This window comes from Streptomyces sp. DS1-CR2, from assembly GCF_055760475.1.
Window position 1 is genome coordinate 1,814,482 of sequence record NZ_CM147085.1, and the last position, 20,028, is coordinate 1,834,509.

Annotated in this window: 13 protein-coding genes; 8 read left to right on the plus strand and 5 right to left on the minus strand. The window is 72.2% G+C overall.

The genetic code is table 11. From position 1 onward, the window contains the following. Nucleotides 1-18: 18 nt before the first annotated feature. Both ACY0PA_RS09080 and ACY0PA_RS09085 read right to left on the minus strand, forming a co-directional pair. Nucleotides 19-1,206, minus strand: coding sequence for an NAD(P)/FAD-dependent oxidoreductase (locus tag ACY0PA_RS09080; RefSeq protein ID WP_473086277.1), 1,188 nt, complete (start codon nt 1,204-1,206; stop codon nt 19-21). Nucleotides 1,207-1,238: 32 nt separating this feature from the next. Next, nucleotides 1,239-1,559 carry a bifunctional 3-phenylpropionate/cinnamic acid dioxygenase ferredoxin subunit gene (locus ACY0PA_RS09085; protein ID WP_116503570.1) on the minus strand — a complete coding sequence of 107 codons (321 nt, stop codon included), beginning with the start codon at nt 1,557-1,559 and terminating at the stop codon, nt 1,239-1,241. Between the two features lie 175 nt (nt 1,560-1,734). Here ACY0PA_RS09085 and ACY0PA_RS09090 point away from each other — a divergent pair, with 175 nt between their 5' ends. The 8 genes from ACY0PA_RS09090 to ACY0PA_RS09125 all read left to right on the plus strand — a co-directional run bounded on the left by ACY0PA_RS09090 (nt 1,735) and on the right by ACY0PA_RS09125 (nt 12,583). Continuing rightward, nucleotides 1,735-2,553 carry an IclR family transcriptional regulator gene (locus ACY0PA_RS09090; RefSeq protein WP_473084166.1) on the plus strand — a complete coding sequence of 273 codons (819 nt, stop codon included), beginning with the start codon at nt 1,735-1,737 and terminating at the stop codon, nt 2,551-2,553. A gap of 203 nt (nt 2,554-2,756) precedes the next feature. Next, nucleotides 2,757-3,842 (plus strand): S-(hydroxymethyl)mycothiol dehydrogenase, encoded by a 1,086-nt coding sequence (locus ACY0PA_RS09095; protein ID WP_473084167.1) that lies wholly within the window; start codon nt 2,757-2,759, stop codon nt 3,840-3,842. Next, entirely contained in the window at nt 3,839-3,961 is a 123-nt protein-coding gene (locus tag ACY0PA_RS09100) for a hypothetical protein (protein ID WP_473084168.1), read from the plus strand. The genes ACY0PA_RS09095 and ACY0PA_RS09100 overlap by 4 nt, the downstream gene beginning before the upstream one ends. Before the next feature lie 33 nt (nt 3,962-3,994). Next, nucleotides 3,995-6,463 carry a GcvT family protein gene (locus ACY0PA_RS09105; RefSeq protein ID WP_473084169.1) on the plus strand — a complete coding sequence of 823 codons (2,469 nt, stop codon included), beginning with the start codon at nt 3,995-3,997 and terminating at the stop codon, nt 6,461-6,463. Between the two features lie 391 nt (nt 6,464-6,854). Continuing rightward, complete coding sequence (locus ACY0PA_RS09110) at nt 6,855-7,985, plus strand: aromatic ring-hydroxylating oxygenase subunit alpha (protein ID WP_473084170.1); 1,131 nt, start codon at nt 6,855-6,857, stop codon at nt 7,983-7,985. Continuing rightward, nucleotides 7,978-9,480 carry an aldehyde dehydrogenase family protein gene (locus tag ACY0PA_RS09115; protein WP_473084171.1) on the plus strand — a complete coding sequence of 501 codons (1,503 nt, stop codon included), beginning with the start codon at nt 7,978-7,980 and terminating at the stop codon, nt 9,478-9,480. The genes ACY0PA_RS09110 and ACY0PA_RS09115 overlap by 8 nt, the downstream gene beginning before the upstream one ends. Beyond that, nucleotides 9,477-11,036: an APC family permease gene (locus ACY0PA_RS09120; RefSeq protein ID WP_473084172.1), complete on the plus strand. Its 1,560-nt coding sequence runs from the start codon at nt 9,477-9,479 to the stop codon at nt 11,034-11,036. Before ACY0PA_RS09115 ends, ACY0PA_RS09120 begins: the two co-directional genes overlap by 4 nt. After that, a complete protein-coding gene (locus ACY0PA_RS09125) occupies nt 11,033-12,583 on the plus strand; it encodes a GMC family oxidoreductase (protein WP_473084173.1) in 1,551 nt (516 codons plus the stop codon). Before ACY0PA_RS09120 ends, ACY0PA_RS09125 begins: the two co-directional genes overlap by 4 nt. 60 nt (nt 12,584-12,643) lie before the next feature. Here ACY0PA_RS09125 and ACY0PA_RS09130 read toward each other — a convergent pair whose 3' ends face one another. The 3 genes from ACY0PA_RS09130 to ACY0PA_RS09140 form a co-directional block, all read right to left on the minus strand. Next, a complete protein-coding gene (locus tag ACY0PA_RS09130; RefSeq protein WP_473084174.1) occupies nt 12,644-17,350 on the minus strand; it encodes a coiled-coil domain-containing protein in 4,707 nt (1,568 codons plus the stop codon). A 73-nt stretch (nt 17,351-17,423) separates the two neighbouring features. Beyond that, nucleotides 17,424-18,317, minus strand: coding sequence for a hypothetical protein (locus ACY0PA_RS09135; RefSeq protein ID WP_356272109.1), 894 nt, complete (start codon nt 18,315-18,317; stop codon nt 17,424-17,426). Between the two features lie 94 nt (nt 18,318-18,411). After that, on the minus strand, nt 18,412-19,938 hold the full coding sequence (locus tag ACY0PA_RS09140; protein WP_383095430.1) for a hypothetical protein: 1,527 nt from the start codon (nt 19,936-19,938) through the stop codon (nt 18,412-18,414). Between the last annotated feature and the right edge of the window lie 90 nt (nt 19,939-20,028).

Here is a 20,028-nt window from a genome sequence, read left to right on the forward strand (position 1 = left end):
CCAAGGCGAGAGCCATCGTCACAGCGCCACCGGCTCCGCGACGTTCTGCACGGCCGGTCGCGCCTCGCGGCGTGCCAGCTCCCGGCGTACCCGTGTGAACGGTCGCGGCCGGTTCACCGCGAGCGCGGCCGTGGTCTCGCCCCCGCGCTCGTAGAGTGCGAGGAAGCTCCCGTCCTCCACGGCGCCTTCGATGACGCGGACCAGGTCCCCGTCCCTCCTGCGCCCGGCGAACTGGATGCGCGAGCCGTACTGGTCCGACCAGAAGTACGGCAGCGGCCGAACGGTCTCGACGGTGCGGCCCGCCAGCAGATTGCGTACGGCCACGCGCGGCTGGGCCGTGGCGCTCGTCCAGTGCTCGGCCCGTGCCCCGCCGACGCGTGCCACATCACCCACGGCCACGACCTGAGGAAGCGCCGTGACGCAGCCGTCGTCGCAGAGCACCCCGTCGTGCAGGGCGAGCGTCGAACCGGCGAGCCAGCCCGTGTTGGGGACGGCCCCGATGCCGACGACGACCACGTCGGCGGGCAGCACGCGCCCGTCGGCCAGTTCCACGCCGTGGACCGCGAGGTCGCCGTGGAGTGCCGCGACCCCGACGCCCGTGACCAGTTCCACCCCGCCGCGCGCGTGGAGCCCCGCGCACACCGCGGCCATCTCCGGCCCGAGTTGGGGCAGGAGCGGCAGCGGCGCCGCCTCCACGACGGTGACCGCGTGGCCGAGCGCGGCGCACGAAGAGGCCGTCTCGGCGCCGATGAACCCGCCGCCGATCACGACCACGCGCCGTGGCCCACGCAGCAGTTCGGCACGCAGGGAGCGCGCGTCGTCGAGAGTCCTGAGCGTGTGCACGCCCGCGAGGGAGGGTCCGGGCAGCCGGCGAGCGCTCGCCCCGGTGGCGATGACGATCCCGTCCGTGGACACCGTGCGGCCGTCCTCCAGGAGGACCGTGCGTCCGCGCGCGTCGAGCCCGCGGGCCCGTACGCCGAACATCCACTCGGCGCCCAGTTCCAGCGTCTCGTCGACGTCGGAGAGGGCGAGCTGGTCCTCGCCGGCCTTCCCGATGAGGAAGTCCTTGGACAGTGGCGGGCGGTCGTACGGGCGGTGCGGCTCCTCGCCCACGATCACGAGACGGCCGTCGAAGCCCTGGGCCCGCAGCTCGCGGGCGGCGTACAGTCCGGCGAGCGAGGCGCCCACCACGGTCACGGTCCTCATGCCGGATCCCGTGCTCATTCCGTTGACAGTGCTCATGCGGCGGTACCTTCCTCGGCGGCAGGATGGACGTGGACCACGCCGTCGTCGACGGTCACCCGGTGGGTGCGTACGGGGCGGCGGGCGGGCAGGCAGGTCGGCCGCCCGGTACGGAGATCGAATGAAGCCTCGTGGAGCGGGCATTCGACCAGACAGCCCTCCAGCCAGCCCTCCGACAAGGAGGCGTCCTGGTGGGTGCAGGTGTCGTCGATGGCGTACAGCTCACCGTCAGCGTTGAAGACGGCGATGGGCGGTGCTGTGTCGATGCGGACGGATCCGCCCTCGGGGAGGTCTTCAAGGCGGCAGACGGGTATCACGGGCCCCCCTCTTGGTCCAGGACTGTCTGGCTCAGGACTGTTCGGTAACATGGCGTTTCGTATGGCGCATGAGGGAGCGCTATGCGCAACAGAATCCGGTCGAGATGCCCGCCGCGTCAAGGGCTTCTCGAAGATGCGACCCGCCAAGGGGTCGCAAGGTGGTGAGAGTTGAGTGATGACCCGCAAGGAATCGCAGGCTGAACCAGGCACGACGGCACCGGAGAAAACCCCGAAGGGCGCGGCCGGCGCCGTCCAGTCCGTGGACCGTGCGGTGAGTGTCCTCGAGATCCTCGCCCGGCTCGGCGAAGCGGGAGTCACGGAGATCGCCGACGAACTCGACGTGCACAAGTCCACCGCGTTCCGGTTGCTCGGCGTACTGGAGAACCGGGGCCTGGTCGGGCAGGCCAAGGACCGTGGCAAGTACTACCTGGGGGCGGGTGTACTGCACCTCGCGGGGGCGGCGGCAGTGCGCCTGGACATCTCCCAGGAGGGCGTGCCCGTCTGCCGTGAACTGGCCGACGAGCTGGGCGAGACGGTCAACATCGCGATCCTCGACGACGATGTCGCCGTCAACATCATGCAGGCGCGCGGCTCCGCCTCCGTGACGGCGCAGAACTGGCTGGGCAGACGCACCCCTCTGCACGCCACGTCGAGCGGCAAGGTGCTGCTCGCCCATCTGCCGCCCGCACTGCGCGAGGGCCTGCTCGCCCGCCCTCTGGCCCGCTTCACCCCGCACACGGCGACCGGGGCGGTGTCGCTGCGAGCCGATCTGGAGGCCGTGCTCGACCAGGGATACGCCGTCGCCGTGGAGGAGCTGGAGGTCGGCCTCGCCGCGGTCGCGGCCCCCGTGTTCGCCCACGACGGAAAGGTCATCGGCGCGATCAGCGCGTCGGGTCCCGTGTACCGGCTGACCGAGGAACACCTCCCCGAGCTGGCCAAACGCACGGTCGCGGCATCGACCGAGCTGTCGCGCCGGATGGGGTACGGCTTCTAGCAGGGCGTTTCGCAGCACGGTTACTGAACGCGGGGTCAGGGAAACCTGGCCCCGCGTTCTGCGTGTGTCGACGAGGTTTCGGTACGTCCGATCGTTTTGCCAAGCATTAACTCCCACCCCTTGACGGGGCCTTGATGGCGTTTCCAAGATGTTCCTCATCGCGCAACCGATCGTGCGATGCGCAACAGCAGAGGAGTTTGGTCGTGCCACATGAGGTCCGCGCCGTCGTCGCTGTGAAGAAGGGCGCACCCGTCGAGGTACAGACGATCGTCGTGCCCGATCCTGGCCCGGGCGAGGTTCTGGTCAAGGTGCAGGCGTGCGGGGTCTGCCACACGGATCTGCACTACCGGGAGGGCGCCATCAACGACGACTTCCCGTACCTGCTCGGCCATGAGGCCGCCGGCACCGTCGAGTCCGTCGGCGACGGGGTCGCCGACCTCGTCCCGGGTGACTACGTGGTGCTCGCCTGGCGCGCACCCTGCGGCAACTGCCGTTCCTGCCGCCGCGGTCGCCCCTGGTACTGCTTCGACTCCCGTAACGCGACCCGGCCGATGACCCTTCTCGACGGAACGCCGCTGAGCCCCGCGCTCGGCATCGGCGCGTTCGCCGAGAAGACCCTGGTCGCGGCAGGGCAAGCGATCAAGGTCGACCCGGCGGCGCGCCCCGAGGCCGCGGGCCTGATCGGCTGCGGCGTGATGGCCGGCTACGGCGCGGCCGTGAACACGGGCAACGTCCAGCGCGGCGACACCGTCGCCGTCATCGGCTGCGGCGGTGTTGGCAACGCGGCCATCGCGGGCGCCTGCCTCAACGGCGCGCGCCGCGTGATCGCCGTCGACATCGACGACAAGAAGCTCGACCAGGCCGAGCGGTTCGGCGCCACGCACACGGTCAACTCCCGTGGCACGGACCCGGTCGAGGCGGTGCGCGCGCTCACCGGCGGGTTCGGCGTCGACATCGCCATCGACGCGGTCGGCCGCCCGGAGACGTACAAGCAGGCGTTCTACATGCGCGACCACGCGGGCGTGCTGGTCCAGGTCGGGGTGCCCGAGCCGGACATGGCGGTGGACATTCCGCTCATCGACCTGTTCTCGCGCGGCGGATCGCTCAAGTCCTCCTGGTACGGGGACTGCCTGCCGAGCCGTGACTTCCCGGTCCTCATCGACCAGTACCTCTACGGGCTGCTCGACCTGAACGCGTTCGTGACCGAGACGATCGCCCTCGACCAGGTGGAGGCGGCGTTCGCGAAGATGCAGCGCGGCGAGGTGCTGCGCTCGGTGGTGGTCCTGTGAGCCCTGCGGCCCGCACCGAACGCGTCGTCGCCTCGGGCACGTTCAGCCTGGACGGCGAGGCGTTCGACGCCGCCGTCCTCCTGCACCCCGCGGAGCGCGCCGACACGCCTGCCGCATAAGGCCATTCCATCCCCACCAGCATGAGGAGGGGCATGTCCAGCACGCCCGAAAAGCCCGGAACATCCAGCCCTCGCGTCGTCGTCATCGGCGCCGGAATCGTCGGCTGCTCCCTCGCCGACGAGCTCACCGCCCGCGGCTGGACCGACGTCACCGTCCTCGAACAGGGCCCGCTGCCGGCCCCCGGCGGCTCCACCTCGCACGCGCCGGGCCTTGTCTTCCAGACGGGCCCGTCCAAGACCCTCACGGAGTTCGCCCGGTACACAGTGGAGAAGTTCAACACCCTTGAGGTGGACGGTCTTCCCTGCTTCAACCCGGTGGGCGGCCTGGAGCTGGCGACCACCCCCGAGCGCTGGGCCGACCTGCACCGCAAGTCCGGTTACGCCGCCTCCTGGGGCGTGCGCGGCGAACTCGTCAGTGCCGCGCGCTGCAAGGAACTGTGGCCCCTCATCGACGAGTCGGCCGTACTCGGCGGCTTCCACACCCCCGACGACGGCCTGGCCCGCGCCCTCCTTGCCTCCCGCGCCCAGATGCAACGCGCCCGCGAACGCGGCGCCACCTTCCTCGACCGGCACACAGTCACCGGCATCGATCAGGACGACGGCCGGGTCACGGCGGTGGTCACCGACCGCGGCACCTTCCCCGCCGACCACGTCGTCTCCGCCGCCGGATTCTGGGGCCCGGTGATCGGCCGCATGGCCGGCGTGGACGTCCCGCTCCTGCCCCTCGCGCACCAGTACGCGAAGACCAAGCCGATGGCGGAGCTCGACGGGGCCAACGACCCCCGCACGGAGGCCTCGAAGCCGATCCTCCGCTTCCAGGACCGTGATCTGTACTTCCGTGAGCACACCGACCGCATCGGCATCGGCAGTTACGCCCACAAGCCCCTGCCCATCGATCCGTTCAAGGTCCTCGACTACGACACGGCGCGGGCATCCGAGCTGGACATGCCGTCGTCGCTGCCCTTCACCCAGGAGGACTGGGCGCCCAGCTGGGAGGACTGCCGGTGGCTGATCCCCGCGCTGCGTGAGACCGAGATCGAGGAGGGCTTCAACGGCGTCTTCTCCTTCACGCCCGACGGGATGCCGGTCCTCGGCGAGACCCGTGCGCTGCGCGGCTTCTGGCTGGCCGAGGCGGTCTGGGTCACGCACTCCGCGGGCGTCGCCAAGGCGGTCGCCGAGTGGATGGTCGACGGGCGGCCCTCCGTCGACGTGCACGAGTGCGACCTCACCCGGTTCGAGGACGCCCAGCGCTCCCCCTCCTATGTGCACGACCGCGGGGCGCAGCAGTTCACCGAGGTCTACGACGTCCTGCACCCGCTCCAGCCGGCCGAGCGGCCGCGCCCGCTGCGGGTCAGCCCCTTCCACGCCCGCCAGGAGCAGCTCGGCGCGTACTTCCTGGAGGGCGGCGGCTGGGAGCGTCCGCACTGGTACGAGGCGAACGCGGACCTGCCCACCGGCGACCTGCCCGAACGCGACGCCTGGTCGGCCCGCTACTGGTCGCCCGTCGCGGCCGCCGAGGCCAGGGCCACCCGCGAGAAGGTGGCCCTCTACGACATGACGCCCCTGCGCCGACTGGAGGTCACGGGCCCGGGTGCCCTCGCCTTCCTCCAGCGCATGACGTCGAACAATCTCGCGAAGAAGCCGGGCGCGGTCACGTACACGCTGCTCCTGAACGAGGCGGGAGGCATCCGTTCGGACCTGACCGTCGCCCGTCTCGCGCCGGACCGCTTCCAGATCGGGGCGAACTCCCCCGCCGACCTGGACTGGCTCACGCGGCACGCCCCCGCTGATCTGCAGATCAGGGACATCACCTCCGGCACCTGCTGCATCGGCGTGTGGGGCCCGCTCGCCCGCGACCTCGTCCAGCCGCTGACCCGCGACGACTTCTCGCACGAGGGCTTCGGCTACTTCCGCGCCAAGGAGACCTACCTCGGCCATGTGCCGGTCACCGCGATGCGCCTGTCGTACGTCGGTGAGCTTGGCTGGGAGCTGTACACCACGGCCGACCTGGGGCTGCGCCTGTGGGACACGCTGTGGGAGGCGGGGCGGGAGCACGGCGTGATCGCGGCCGGGCGGTCGGCCTTCAACAGCCTGCGCCTGGAGAAGGGTTACCGCTCCTGGGGCCACGACATGACCGAGGAGCACGACCCGTACGAGGCGGGCGTCGGATTCGCCGTCCGCATGGACCGCGGTGACTTCCTGGGCAGGGCGGCGCTGGAGCGCAAGGGCGAGCAGCCGGCCCGCAGGCTCACGCCGCTCCTCCTGGACGACCCGGGGGCCGTCGTGCTCGGCAAGGAACCAGTCCACGTCGAAGGGGTCCCGTCCGGCTACGTCACCAGCGCCTCGTACGGCTACACGCTGGGCCGCTGTGTCGCGTACGCGTGGCTGCCGCCGCTCCCGTCCGGTACGGGGGTCCACATCGAGTACTTCGGCGAGAAGGTCCCGGCGACGGTCGCCGACGAGCCCTTGTTCGACCCGAAGATGACCCGCATCCGCCGCTGATCGCGCGGAGGTCCGGACATGTCACGCACCTATGACGTGTCCGGCCTCCGCGAGCGGGCCACCGAGTGCGTGCCCGTCGTCGGTGGGATCGTCGCCTACCTCGCGCTCACCGGCGCCACCGCGCACCCCATCGACCTCTTCGACCTCTTCGACCCCAGCCGCCCAGGGCCTCTCCGGCGAACCACGCCGGAGTCGCGGGGTCTGGCACGCACTCCCCCAAGCTCTCGGCTGCGCTCGAGCAGGGGGGACTCCCATCGCGTCGACGCCCTCCTCCGCCTTGCGGCTGCACGCACCAGACCCCGCTCACCAGCACGAACCATGTACGGCCACCCAGTTCCGGCCTGGTCCGCCGGACAGGCCCTATCGCCGCGCCCGCCTGAGGAGTCCGCACGTGACGACGACCCCGATTTCCCCCAGCCTGAGGGCCACGCTGCCCGGGCACTACTACACCGATCCGGAGATCTTCCGGCAGGAACAGGAACGCATCTTCGAGTCGATGTGGTTCTGCGCCGTACGCGCCGCCGACCTCGACAAACCGGGCGCGTTCCGCACGGTCCAGGTCGGCCGCGAGAACGTCCTCATCACCCGCTCCCGCACCGGCGAACTGCGGGCCTTCCTCAATGTCTGCCGCCACCGCGGCGCCCGCCTGTGCACGGAGGCGTCCGGCCAGGTCCGCCGCAACCTCCAGTGCCCGTACCACGCGTGGACGTACGACCTCGACGGCAAGCTCATCGCTGCGCCGAACCTCGTGCAGATGCCGGACGTCGACCGTACCGAGTACGGCCTGGTCAAGGTCGCCCTGCGCGAGTGGCTCGGCTACGCCTGGGTCAGCCTGGCGGATGAGCCGCCCTCCTTCGAGGAGACGGTGATCGGCGATGCCGTCGAGCGGCTCGGCGACACGGCCTCGATCGAGCGGTACCACACCCAGGATCTGGCTCTCGGCAAGCGCATCACATACGACGTGAAGGCCAACTGGAAGCTGATCGTCGAGAACTTCATGGAGTGCTACCACTGCGCGACGATCCACCCCGAACTGACCGATGTCCTGCCGGAGTTCGCGGACGGCTACGCCGCCCAGTACTACGTGGGCCACGGCGCCGAGTTCGGGGACGGCGTGAAGGGTTTCACCGTCGACGGCAGCGAGGGCTTCGGCCGGCTGCCCGAGGTCGCCGAGGACCAGGACCGCCGCTATTACGCGATCACCGTGCGGCCGACGGTCTTCATCAACCTCGTCCCCGACCATGTGATCCTGCACCGGATGTTCCCGCTGGCCGAGGACCGCACGGTCGTCGAGTGCGACTGGCTGTACGCGCCCGAGGTCATCGAGTCCGGGGCCGATGTCTCCCGGTCCGTGGAGCTGTTCCACCGGGTCAACGCCCAGGACTTCGAGGCCTGTGAGCGGACCCAGCCGGCGATGGACTCCCGTGCCTACCGGCGCGGCGGCGTACTCGTCCCGACCGAGCACCACATCGGGATCTTCCACGAATGGCTGACCTCCAAGCTGGGCGGTGCCCATGCCTGACCTGTTCATCGGCGGCGTGTGGACCACCGCCCGCGACGAGCGGACGCGCGAGATCCGCTGCCCCGCCGACGGTTCGCTCGTCGCCGTGGTCGACGAGGCGGCCGCCAAGGACACCGCCGACGCGATCGCCGCGGCCCGCCACGCCTTCGACGAAGGCCCGTGGCCCCGGATGTCGGCGGCCGAGCACGGCGACCTGCTCCTGCGCGTCGCGGACCTGCTCGTGCGCGACAAGGACGCGCTGGCCCGCGCCGAGTCCCTGGACACCGGGAAGCGGCTGGTCGAGAGCGCGTACGACATCGACGACATCGCGAACTGCTTCCGCTACTTCGGGAGGCTCGCGGCCTCCGACACCGGACGCGTCGTGGAGACGGGGACGGAGGGCGCCGAGAGCCGGGTCGTGTACGAGCCTGTCGGGGTGTGCGCCCTGATCACCCCGTGGAACTACCCGCTCCTGCAGACCGCGTGGAAGGTCGCCCCGGCGCTCGCGGCCGGGAACACCTTCGTCCTGAAGCCGAGCGAGCTCACCCCGCACACGGCGATCCGTCTGATGAGGCTGCTCGACGAGGCGGGGCTGCCCGCGGGCGTCGCGAATCTGGTCCTCGGCGCGGGTCCGGAGGCGGGCGCGCCGCTCGGCGACCATCCGGACGTGGACCTCGTGTCGTTCACGGGCGGTCTGCAGACCGGACGGCTGCTCATGGCCGCCGCGGCGGGCTCGGTCAAGAAGGTCGCCCTCGAACTCGGTGGCAAGAACCCGAACATCGTGTTCGCGGACGCCGACTTCGACGCGGCCGTCGACATGGCGCTCACCGCGGTGTTCCTGCACTCGGGACAGGTGTGTTCGGCCGGCGCGCGGCTCCTCGTGGAGGACTCGCTGCACGACCGCTTCGTCGACCAGGTCGTGCGGCGCGCCGAACTCATCAGGCTGGGCGGCCCGTTCGACGAGGACGCCCAGACGGGGCCGCTGATCTCGGCCGCGCACCGCGCCAAGGTCGAGGCGTATGTCGCACGGGGCATCGAGGAGGGGGCGGTTCTGCGCTGCGGCGGCGGACGGCCGCGTTCGGCCGCGTACGAGCAGGGCTTCTACTATCTGCCCACCGTCCTCGACGAGTGCACGAGCGGCATGTCCGTCGTGCAGGACGAGTCCTTCGGCCCGGTCCTGACCGTCGAGCGGTTCACCGACGAGGCGGGTGCGGTGCGGCTCGCGAACGGCACGATCTACGGGCTCGCAGGGGCCGTCTGGACGAGCGACGAGGCGAAGGCCGCGCGCGTCGCGGGGGCCCTGCGCCTCGGCACGGTCTGGATCAACGACTACCACCCGTACGTCCCGCAGGCGGAGTGGGGCGGCTGCAAGCAGTCCGGCACCGGGCGCGAACTCGGCCCCGCGGGGCTCGCCGAGTACCGCGAGACCAAGCACATCTGGCGCAATACGCAGCCGGTGGCACAGGGCTGGTTCGACGCGCCACCGGAGTGTTCCGGGGGCGGTGAGCCGTCATGAGCCAGGACGAGAGCAGGGAAGGGGGCGGGGACGACGCGGAACTCGCCGAGTTCGGCTACCGGCCCGAACTCAAGCGCACGCTGGGCAACTTCCACACCTTCGCCGCGGGCATCAGCTACATCTCCATCCTCACCGGCACCTTCCAGCTCTTCTACTTCGGATTCGCGAACGGCGGCCCGGCGTACTGGTGGTCCTGGCCGATGGTGTTCGGCGGCCAGTTCATGGTCGCCCTGTGCTTCGCCGAACTCGCCGCCCGCTATCCCGTCGCGGGTTCCGTCTACAACTGGGCGAAGAAGGTGGGCAATCCGCACATCGGCTGGCTCGCCGGCTGGATGATGCTGCTCGCCTCCGTCGTGTCGATCGCGGCCGTCGCGCTCGCCTACCAGCTGACGCTGCCGCAGATCTCGTCGGCCTTCCAGTTCGTCGGGGACGGCACCGGCCCGTACGACGTCGCGACCAACGCCGTCGTCCTGGCCTCCGTACTGATCCTCTTCACCACGCTCGTCAATGCCTTCGGTGTGAAGCTGATGGCCACCATCAACACGGCCGGCGTCTTCCTCGAACTGATCGCGACCGTCGTCCTGATCGTGCTGTTCGCGGTGCACATCGTGCGCGGCCCGCAGGTCGTGACCCATACGGCCGGGGCGGGCCACGGCCAGCCCTTCGGCTACCTGAGCGCGTTCCTCGTCGCGTCGCTGGCCTCCGCGTACGTGATGTACGGCTTCGACACGGCGGCCTCGCTCGGCGAGGAGTCCCTCGACCCGACGCGGGGCGCGCCGCGCGCCATCATCCGCGCGATCGTCGCCTCGTTCGTCCTCGGCGGGCTGATCCTGCTGCTCGCCCTGATGAGCGTGTCGAGCCTGACCGGCGGAAAGCTGTCGACGGACGGCCTGCAGTACGTCGTCCTCGACGTACTCGGCCCGACGGCCGGCAAGGCGATGCTGTGGTGCGTGCTGATCGCGGTCACGGTGTGCGCGCTCGCCGTGCACACCGCGGCGATCCGCCTCGCCTTCGCGATGTCGCGCGACAACAACCTGCCGGCGTCGTCCGTCCTCGGCCGGGTCAGCCCGCGCTTCAAGACGCCGGTCGTGCCGGCCGTGGTCATCGGCGTACTGGCGCTCGCGATCCTGGTCGTCAACATCCGCCAGCCGCAGATCTTCACCGTGGTCACCAGCATCGGCATCATCATGATCTACCTCGCCTATCTGCTGGTCACCGCCCCGATGCTGGTGGCGCGGCTGCGCGGCACGTGGCAGCCGGCGAGCGACGGGAAGTTCTCCCTCGGCCGCTGGGGGCTTCCCGTCAACATCATCGCCGTGCTGTGGGGCGGCGCCATGACGCTCAACCTGATCTGGCCGCGCGCGGCCGTCTACAACAGCGCCGCCCCCTACCACTGGTATCTGCGCTGGGGCGCCGTCCTGTTCATCGCGGTGATCGCGGGCGGCGGCTTCGCCTACTACTGGTTCGTCCAGCGACACCGCACCGGTGTCCTCGCCGAACACGCGGCCGAGCCCGCCCGAACCGTTGCCCCACTGGAGGAGGTCACCACCCCATGAACTCTGACGTCTTCGACTACGTCGTGGTCGGCGGAGGCACCGCCGGGAACGTCGTCGCGGCGCGCCTGTCCGAGGACCCGTCCGTCAGCGTGTGCGTCCTGGAGGCGGGACCGAGCGACGTCGGCGACGACAACGTCCTCCAACTGGACCGCTGGATGGCCCTGTTGGATTCCGGATACGACTGGGACTACCCGGTCGAGCCCCAGACCAGCGGCAACAGTTTCATGCGGCACGCGCGCGCCAGGGTCCTCGGCGGCTGCTCGTCCCACAACTCGTGCATCGCCTTCTGGGCGCCGGCCGAGGACCTGGACGACTGGGCGGCGGCGGGGTGCACGGGCTGGGGCGCGGCCGACGTGTTCCCGCTCTACAAGCGCCTGGAGAACAACGACGCCCCCGGGGACCACCACGGCCGCTCCGGCCCGGTGAAGCTGCGCTCCCTCAAGGGCGCGGACCCGTGCGGCAGCGCGCTGCTGGCGGCCTGCGCCCAGGCGGGCATCCCGACCACTCCGTTCAACACGGGCCGCACGGTGGTGCGCGGCGCCAACTGGTTCCAGATCAACTCCGACGAGGACAACATCCGCCAGTCGTCCTCGGTCGCCTATCTGCACCCGGTCATGGGCAAGCGGCCCAACCTCTCTGTGCGGACGGGGGTGCGGGCCAAGCGGCTCGTCTTCGAGGGCCGGCGCTGCGTGGGCGCCGAGTACCTCGACCCCGACCTCATCCACACCAGGACGGTGCGGGCCCGCCGCGAGGTGGTCCTCTCCTGCGGCTCCATCGACTCGCCCAAGCTCCTCATGCTGTCCGGGATAGGCCCGGCCGGTCATCTGCGCGAGAGGGGCGTGGACGTGCTCGTGGACTCCCCCGGGGTCGGCGAGAACCTCCAGGACCACCCCGAGGGGGTGATCATGTGGGAGGCGAAGCAGCCGATGACCACCACGTCCAGCCAGTGGTGGGAGGCCGGCATCTTCTACGACACCGAGCCCGGCCTCGACCGGCCCGACCTGATGTTCCACTACGGCTCCGTGCCCTTCGACATGAACACCGCGCGGTACGGCTATCCGACGTCGGAGAACGCCTTCTGCCTCACGCCCAACGTGACACGCGCGAAGTCACGCGGCACCGTGCGGCTGCGCACCCGCGACTACCGGGACAAGCCGCTCGTCGACCCGCGGTACTTCACGCACGAGCACGACGCGCGCGTGATGACGTACGGGCTGAAGCTGGCGCGGCGGATCGCGGAGCAGCCCGCGCTCGGCGGCTGGGCGGGCGCGGAGCTGGCCCCCGGGCCTGATGTCCGCACCGACGAAGAGCTGCTCGACTACATCCACAAGACGCACAACACCGTCTACCACCCGGCCTGCACGGTGAAGATGGGCGCGGACGACGATGCCTCGGCCCCGCTCGACGCGCGGCTGCGCGTGAAGGGGACCGAGGGCCTGCGCGTCGCCGACGGTTCCGTGATGCCGGACCTCGTCACGGTCAATCCGTGCATCACGACGATGATGATCGGCGAGAAGTGCGCCGATCTGCTGCGCGCGGAGGCCTGATGCGACGGGCTCGGCTCTCGCTCTCCAGGGGGTGTGCGGCGGATCAGGGCCGGACACCCCCTAACCGGGCTGGTTCGCGGGGCGCTTGTACATGCGCGTTGCCGTGATCTCTCCGTGCACGGTCTCCTCGGCCGGGTCCTGCTGCGGCAGGCCCGGCCGCAGGTGCTCCTCGACGCTGATGTACTTCAGCCCGGCCCTGAGGTCCGCGTCGTTGCGCAGCCTGATGACCAGCGGGAACTCGGCGAGTGCCGTCGTGTCGAACAGGCCGGTGGTGTACAGGAGCTGCACGCCGAGCGCGTCCGACACGGCCCGCTGGAGTTCGAGCAGGTACGTGGCGTTGGCGCGGCCGATCGGGTTGTCGAGGAACAGCGTGCCCGCGTGCCGGTGCTTGTCGCGGCCCCGGTCGTTCGAGCGCAGGGCGGCCATCGTGCAGTACAGGGCGATGGCCGCGGTGAGGAGCTGGCCGCCGGAGAACACGTCGCCCATCTGTCCGACGGGGACCCGCTCGGCGCGCAGCACGGCGTCCGGCTTGAGGATTTCCACGGCGATGCCCTTGGGCTGGAGCGCCGCGCCGACACCGCGCAGGAGCAGGGACATGCCGTCGCGGCGCAGGTCGGAGTTCTTCTTGACGGCGGCGCGGGTCGCCTCGTCGACGACCTCGCCGAGCCGCTCCACGAGGGTCGCCTGGTCGGGCTCCTCGAAGCGGATGCGCACGAACTCCTGGCCCGACCACTCGCCGAGCCCCTCCGGGAGGCGGGACAGGCGCTGGGCGGACCGCAGTGTGGCGAGCGCCGACTCGACGAGCCCGCGCAGCCGGTCCACGATCGAGTCGCGGTTGCGCTCCAACTGCTCCAGCTCGTCGGTCAGGACGCGCAGCCGGGGTGCGAACGCGTCCGCCCACTTCTGTGCGTGCTCCGGCAGCGCCGAGGCGGGCAGCTCGCGGATCTGTTGCCGGGCCGGCGTGCGCACCTGCTCGTAGCGGGTGGCGTTCGCGTGCCGTACGAGGATGTCACTCGCGTCGCGCACGGCGGCCTCGGCGGCAGACAGGTCGGCGGCGCAGCCGCGCAGGGAGCGCCGGGCCTCGGCCGCCGCGTGCCGGGCCTCTTCGAGGGTCCCGGGGTAGGGCTCGGGCTCGTCCTGCTCGCTCTCGTGCCGGTCGGGATGCTCGCGCAGCAGGTCCTTGAGGAGCGCTGCGGTCTCCTCGAAGCCGCCGGTCGCGTCCGCGGCGGCGCGGTGGGCGTCGAGGAGTTCAGTGTGGGCGGCGCGGGCCACGGTCAACGCCTCGGTGCGCGCGGCGAGTTCGCCCGTGGCGGTGCGCAGGAGCGTCTGGGCGTGCTCGGCGCCGGTGGGGACGAGGTCGTCGGGCAGCTCGGTGTGGGCGTCGCCGTCCTCGGGCGCGTGCCGCTCGGCCTCGCCGCGCAGACGTCCGAGCTGCTCACTCGCGGTGGAGACGCGGGCCTCCAGGAGCTGAACGAGCTCGTCGGCGCGGGCCGCGGCGGCCTGCCGTGACGGTCCGTCGGAGCCGTCCGGGGACTCGAGGAGCTGGGCCGCGCGGGTGCGGACCTTGTTGCTGAGCCGGTCGAGCTCGGCGAGCGCGGCACTCTCGTCGCTCTCCGCGCGGGCCTGCTCGGCTCGCAGGTCGGCGCCGACACCGACCTTCTCGTAGACCTGGGAGGCCGCGCGGTACGCCTCGCGCAGCGCGGGCAGCGACGGCTTCGGCGTCTTTGGGGCGGGCTGCTCCGGGTCCGCCGGTACGTCGTCGGGGGCGCCGGCGATCTCCGCGCGTTCGGCGCGCAGGGCACGGGCGGTTCGGCGGGCGTCATCAGCGGCGCGCTGTGCCGCCCTGCGGTCCTCGTCGGCGGAGCGGGCGCGCTCCAGGCAGGTCTGGGCGCGTGCCTCCGACTCGACGGCCTCGTCGGCGAGTTCGCGCACCTTGACCTGCCAGCCGGCGCGCTCGCGCAGCCGGAACGCGAGGCCCGCGAGGGCGTCGGCGACGCGCCGCGCGCGCTGGGCCGCGTCCTGCCGCTCGTCGCGTACGCGGGTCGCCTCGACCGCGGTCTCCTCGGCCTCGGCGCGGACCGTGCGGGCCTCGGCGAGCTCGGCCTCGGCCTCGTCGGCGAAGGCGCGTGCCTCCTGTGCGGCGGCGGCCAGTTCGGCGAGGCGTCCGGCCGGGCAGCCGGTGCGCCAGGAGCCGATACGGGCGGCGAGCTCCCGGTCCTTGGAGAGCCGGGCGGCCAGGGCGCGGATCTCCTCGTCGCGCTCGGTCGCGCGCGTGCGCAGCGCCTGCCGCTCCTCGTCGGCGGCCTGCTCGTCGTGCATCGCCGGGTTCGGCGGCACGAGGAATACACCGAAGACACCGGAGACGCCGCTGTCGCCGGTCTCCTCGTGGGGTGTCGGGGCGAGCAGGGCGGCCGCCGTGCCGACGGCGACGGCGGAGCGGGGCAGCAGCGCGGCGCCGGCGAGTGCCTCGCGGGCCCGGGCGTGCGTGTCGGGGTCGGTGATGACGACGCCGTCGACGAGCTCGGGGCGTGCGGCGAGCACGCGCGCGTGGTCGGCGGGGTCGACGGCCTGGGCGAGGTAGCGCCAGCCGGGCAGGGCGGGGATGCCGTGCTCGCCGAGGAACTCGACGGTGGCGAGGACGTCGGGTCCCGGCGGCAGGAGCCCGCCGTCGCCGAGCGCGCCCAGGATGCGGGCGTCGTCGGCCGCGGCCGTGCGCAGGTCGAAGAGCTGGCGCTCGGCGGAGGCGACGCCGTCGTCGAGCAGCGCCTTGAGGTCGTCGGCCGCGCGGTCCAACTCCTCGGCCGTGAGCCGCGTTTCGGTGAGGTCGCGGGTGACGGTCGCCATGCGCGCGTGCCCGGTCGAGGCTCCGTCGGCCGCCGCGCCCCGGGGAGCGGGCACCCCTGCGGCGGGGATCCCGGGGACCCCCGTCAGTCCGAGCAGCTCCGCGACGCGCTCTTCGCCCGCGAGGGAACCGGCGGCGCGGTGCTCGGCCCCGTACGCGTGCTCGGCGGCCGTGGCGGCGTCCGCGGCGCGGGCCGCGGTGAGTTCGGCGCGGGCCTCGGCGCCCGCCGCCTCCCGGGCGTGCTCGCTCGCGCGCCGTGCGGCGTCACGCGCCGTGTCCCAGGCGGCGACCGTGGTCTTCTCCGCGTCGCTCGCGGCGAGCGCCGCGCGCGCGGGGTCGGCGTCGGGCGCCGTGTCGTCGAGCCAGCCGGCCCGTACCGCCTCGGCGGTCTCCTGTTCGACCTCGGAGAGCCGCTGCCGCAGGTGCCCGACCTCGCTGCGGGCGCGCTGCGCCTCGGTCGCGGCGACGGTCGCGTCGCGGTGAGCGGTCTCGCCCGTCTCCTGGAGCGCGGCGGAGCGCTCCTCGCCCTCGTTGGCCAGCTCCTCGGCGCTCTCGGCGGCTGCGTGCAGGGCGCGTACGAGGTCGGCGGCGGCCTTGGCGCGGGCGGCGAGGGCCGGGGCGGCGTCCCGTTCGGCCTCGCGGATGGCGACGGCCACGCGCGCGGAGCGGTCGGCGGCGGCGCGGTGGCGCAGGACGGCCTCGGCGGCCTGCCAGGCAGCGTGCAGGGTGCGCGCGTCGGCCAGCTCACGCTTCTGCGCTGCGGCGGCCTTCTCGGCTCCGGCGAGCGCCAACGAGGCGTGCCGGTATGCGAGTTCGGAAGCGATCAGGGCGCCGCGGCCGCGGGCCTGCTCCGCCTCGCCGACGGTGTGCGCGGCGGCGGTGACCTGCTGGGCGAGGTCGGCGCCACGGCCGCGCTCCAGGGCGGCACGGGCGGCGAGCCTGCGGGCCAGGGTGCGGGTGCGGCGCTCGGCTCCGGCGTGCACGTCACGCGCGCGTGCCCGGGTGTCCGCGGCGTCCACGATGCGGCCGAGGAGGTCCACGGAGCCGGCGGTGAACTCGCGCTCGGCGATCAGCTCGGCGCGCCGCCCCAGCTTGTTGCCGAACCCGCTGACCAGGTCTGCCAGCCCGTCCGTGTCCCGGGTGTCGGTGACGGCCCGCAGGAGCAGGTCGGTGAAGTCGGAGTCCTTCTTGACGGCGAAGAGGCCCGCGGCCTCACCCTCGTCCGCGTTCATCTCGCGCTGGTAGCGGAAGAGTTCGGGGTCGAGGCCGAGGTCACCCAGGTGCTCGTTCCACCGGTCGTGGATCTCTTCCCAGTGCACTTCGAGGTGCGGGTACGCCTTGCCCGCGTCGGTCAGTGCGTCCCGGAAGCCCTTCATGGTGCGCCGCCGCCCCTGCGCGCCCGAGACGCCCTCGGCCGAGGACCGTACGGCCGAGGACTCGGCGACGGGCAGCGAGTCCAGGCTCATGCCGGGCCCGGGCCGCAGCGAGTACCAGGCCTCGGCGAACTTGCGCGGGTCGTTCGAGACCTGCCGGCCCCGCCACTCACTGACCTTGCCGACGACGACGCACTCGCCCGTGAGGGTGTGCTGCCACTCCAGGGCCACGTGCCCGCAGTCGTCGGCGAGCAGGAACTTGCGCAGCACGCCGGAGCTGGCGCCGCCGAGCGTGTTCCGGTGGCCCGGCAGCATCACGGAGAAGATGAGCTTGAGGAGGACCGACTTGCCGCCGCCGTTCTCCAGGAAGAGCACGCCCGCGGGCGCCGGGCGCCGCGGCGGCCCGACGGGCTCGTCCTCGAAGAACTCCGCCTGGGTGGGGGCGGGGTCGGGCACGGGCTCGCCGACGCCCCGCAGGTCCAGGACGGTGTCGGCGTAGCGCGCACCGGCGGGCCCGATGGAGTAGAGGCGAATCCGGGACAGCTCGTACATGGCGGCGGACTCTCGTCGTAGTAAGTCGGTGAGGCGGTGTGTCGTGGTGCGTGGGGCGGTAGCGCGTGGCCGGTCAGGAGTGGAACGGGAGTCCCGCGTCGGCCACGAGCTCCCCGTCGTCCTCGTCCGCAGGCGGCAGGAGGCTCGCGGAGCCGTCCGTGACGGGCACGATGCCGAGGTCCGCCAGCTCGGAGAGGGCGGCGGTGCCGGCCAGGTCGCGGACCTGGAGCTGGTAGCGGGCCGTGGTGCGGTAGGTGCCGCCCGAGTCGTCGCCCGTTCTCTGCAGGAACCCGGAGTCGGTGAGGAACGCGACGGCCTTGGCGACGATGCCGGTGGTGGATCCGGCGAGGCGGCGCGCGTCCTTCGTCGCGCCGGTCGAGCTGCGCCTGGCCCAGATGCGCCACGCGGCCTCGAGGCCCGGGGCGTCGGAGGCCGGGTCGGTGTTCTCGCCCCGCTCCTCGGCGCGCTCCTCCAGGCGGCGGCAGGCCTGGCGGACGAAGGCGTCCACGCCGTTGACCGTGACGCGGCCGATGTAGCCGTCGTCGGCGAGGTCCTCGGGGCGCGGGAACGCCATCGCGGCGACGGCGAGGTGCGCGAGGCCGTGCAGGAAGCGGTCGCTGCCGTCGGCGGAGGTGCGGCGCGCGTAGTCGCCCATCCGGACGGCGAAGACGGAGTCCTCAGCGGCGGTCACGGCCATCCCCGCGCGCGTGGAGACCTCCAGGACGACGAGGCCGAGCCCGGCGGCGACGGCGTCGGCGAGCCGCGCGAACGGCGGGTCCTCGCGGTAGCGGCGCAGCAGCTCGGCGTACTCCTGGTCGCGAGCGGGCTGCAGCTTGGGCTGGAGGCCGAAGGCCACGAGGCGGGCCGCGTCGGCGGCGTCGGCCGGGGTGACGGGCGCGCCGGCCGCCGGAGCCTGAGAGGGCTCCGTCTCGCCCCACGCGGCGTGCTCTGCGGGGTGATCGGTCACGGCTGGTGCTCCTTGGTCGGGTCTACGGCGAGGCTCGGGAGTACGTCGGTATCAGCGACGCGCGGCGGTGACGCCCGGTGCGATGCGGTCGGCACTACGCGGCCTCCGTCCGGTCGGCCGCCATGCCTGCGGCGTCCAGGAGGGCCGTGCCGACGACGAGGTCGGCGCCGCCGAACTCCGGGTCGTCGAGCTCGGTGCCGTCGTCCACGGCGAACAGCAGCTTCTCCTCGCCCTGCCGGTAGGCCGTGCCGACCGGCGGGCTGGCCGCGTGGACGGACAGCAGGGCGACCAGATAAGGCAGTTCGGGGTCGCGGCGGCGCGCCTCGGCGAGCAGTCCGGAGAGCCGGCGCGGCGCGTCGGAGGGCAGGTCGAGCAGCTCCATGGCGCTCGCCAGCTGCTCCTCGCTGAACCGGCTGTCGTCGGGCGTCGCGATCAGGTCGGGCTCGGGCATCTCGACGCCGAGGTGCTCCCGCTCCTGGGGCGGCGTCAGCAGTATGTCGATCAGGTCCCCGACCCGTACGGACACGGGCGTGCGCATGCCTGTCCCGCGCGCGAAGAACGCGTCGGTGACACGGCTCGCCTGCTCGACCGGCAGCGGCAGCAGCGGCGCGACGAGCTGCCCGTACAGGTCGAGGCCCGTGCGCGCGGACGGAGCGGCGAAGGCCTGCCGGTCCTGCTCGGCGCGGAACAATGGGCCTGCTTCGAGGAGGCGGGACTGGAGCTGTGTGTGCCGGCGGATGCAGTCCTTGACGATGTCGACGAGCTCGGCGGCGCGCCGCTTGTGCTCGGGGTCCTCGGACTCGTCGCGGGCCTTGCGGATGTTCGTGAGGATCGCGTTCTCGTGGCGGTACCGGTCGGCGACGTGGTCGAGCGCCTCGGCGATCATGTCCGGGACGGCGTTCAGCCAGTCCACCGCTCGGACGTTCCTCCGGGTCGCGTCCAGGGCCCTTCGGAGGGTCTCGGAGTACTGCACCGTCCGGTACCTGGCCTGCTCGGCGGCGAGCTGGGCATCGGCGAGACGGCCGCGGTTGATCAGCACTTCCAGCTTCACCTCGGCGGCGATCTGGGCGCTCGTGACGTCGGTGTCGAGGGCGCCCACCAGGACGTTGACCGCTTCGTCGGTGGTGCGGAGGTAGACGCTGCCCCCGTAGCCGGCGACTTCCTCGATCAGCTTGAAGTCGTAGTCCCTGCGGACATAGGAGCCGTCGGGCGCGAACGTGCCGTACACGGCGCGGAAGCCGCGGTCGACGCTGCCGACGTTGATCAGGTTCTCCAGGACCCAGCGGGCCACGCGCTCGTGCTCGGCGGCGGGGCGCTGCGGGGCCTGTGCGCCGACGCGGGGGATGAGCCTGGCCACTATCTGCTCGTGGTCGGCGCCGGTGTCGAAGTCCATGTTGAGTGTGACGAGGTCGATGGCGGAGAGCGCCACCTCTGCCATGCCGTATCCGGAGTACTCGCCCGCGAGATTGGCCTTGCGCACGTCGAGGTCGTGCAGCGGCGCGGTGCAGGCGAGCGCGCGAAGGCGGCGCGCGAGCCCTTCGTCGGCGGCCGGGCCCGGTGCGGGCCGCGGTCCCGCGCTGAGCTGGGGCGGAACGGATTCCGTGGTGGCAGGCGAAGTCACGGAGCACAGACTAGGTCCTAGGTCTGACAACGGTCGAAACGGCGCAGAAGCGACCGCCCGCACCGCACGCCCCGCGAACCCCCGCACCGC